At 57.6% G+C, this 1,330-nt stretch carries 1 rRNA gene; it reads left to right on the top strand.

The window, feature by feature from the left end:
* Window positions 1–58: 58 nt before the first annotated feature.
* Window positions 59–1,330 (top strand): 23S ribosomal RNA (locus ABEE00_RS35690); the annotation flags it as partial.

The raw sequence follows: 1,330 nt of genomic DNA on the forward strand, positions 1-1,330 counted from the left end.
TGGGGTGGTGGGTGGCTGGTTGTTGTTTGAGAACTGCACAGTGGACGCGAGCATCTGTGGCCAAGTTTTTAAGGGCGCACGGTGGATGCCTTGGCACCAGGAACCGATGAAGGACGTGGGAGGCCGCGATAGGCCCCGGGGAGCTGTCAACCGAGCTGTGATCCGGGGGTGTCCGAATGGGGGAACCCGGCAGTCGTCATGGGCTGTCACCTCTGCCTGAATGTATAGGGCAGTAGGAGGGAACGCGGGGAAGTGAAACATCTCAGTACCCGTAGGAAGAGAAAACAACTGTGATTCCGGGAGTAGTGGCGAGCGAAACCGGATGAGGCCAAACCGCATGTGTGTGATACCCGGCAGGGGTTGCGTGTGCGGGGTTGTGGGAGTTTTCGTGATCGGTCTGCCGGCCGGTCGGTGAGTCATAAATTGCAGGTATAGGCGAAGGGCATGCGAAAGGCCCGGCGTAGAGGGTAAGACCCCCGTAGTCGAAATGTCTGCAACTCACTTGGAGACCACCCAAGTAGCACGGGGCCCGAGAAATCCTGTGTGAATCTGGCGGGACCACCCGCTAAGCCTAAATATTCCCTGGTGACCGATAGCGGATAGTACCGTGAGGGAATGGTGAAAAGTACCGCGGGAGCGGAGTGAAATAGTACCTGAAACCGTGTGCCTACAAGCCGTGGGAGCGTCGCGTTACGTGCTTGCACGTAACGTCGTGACTGCGTGCCTTTTGAAGAATGAGCCTGCGAGTTTGCGGCATGTTGCGAGGTTAACCCGTGGTGGGGGAGCCGTAGCGAAAGCGAGTCCGAAGAGGGCGGTCAGTAGCGTGTCCTAGACCCGAAGCGGGGTGATCTAGCCATGGGCAGGGTGAAGCGGCTGTAAGAGGTCGTGGAGGCCCGAACCCACCAGGGTTGAAAACCTGGGGGATGACCTGTGGTTAGGGGTGAAAGGCCAATCAAACTCCGTGATAGCTGGTTCTCCCCGAAATGCATTTAGGTGCAGCGTCGTGTGTTTCTTGCCGGAGGTAGAGCACTGGATAGGCGATGGGCCCTACCGGGTTACTGACCTTAGCCAAACTCCGAATGCCGGTAAGTGAGAGCGCGGCAGTGAGACTGTGGGGGATAAGCTCCATGGTCGAGAGGGAAACAGCCCAGAGCATCGACTAAGGCCCCTAAGCGTGTGCTAAGTGGGAAAGGATGTGGAGTCGCAGGGACAACCAGGAGGTTGGCTTAGAAGCAGCCATCCTTGAAAGAGTGCGTAATAGCTCACTGGTCAAGTGATTCCGCGCCGATAATGTAGCGGGGCTCAAGTACACCGCCGAAGTCGTGTCATT

Source organism: Streptomyces odontomachicola, assembly GCF_039605595.1.
Taxonomy (GTDB): domain Bacteria; phylum Actinomycetota; class Actinomycetes; order Streptomycetales; family Streptomycetaceae; genus Streptomyces.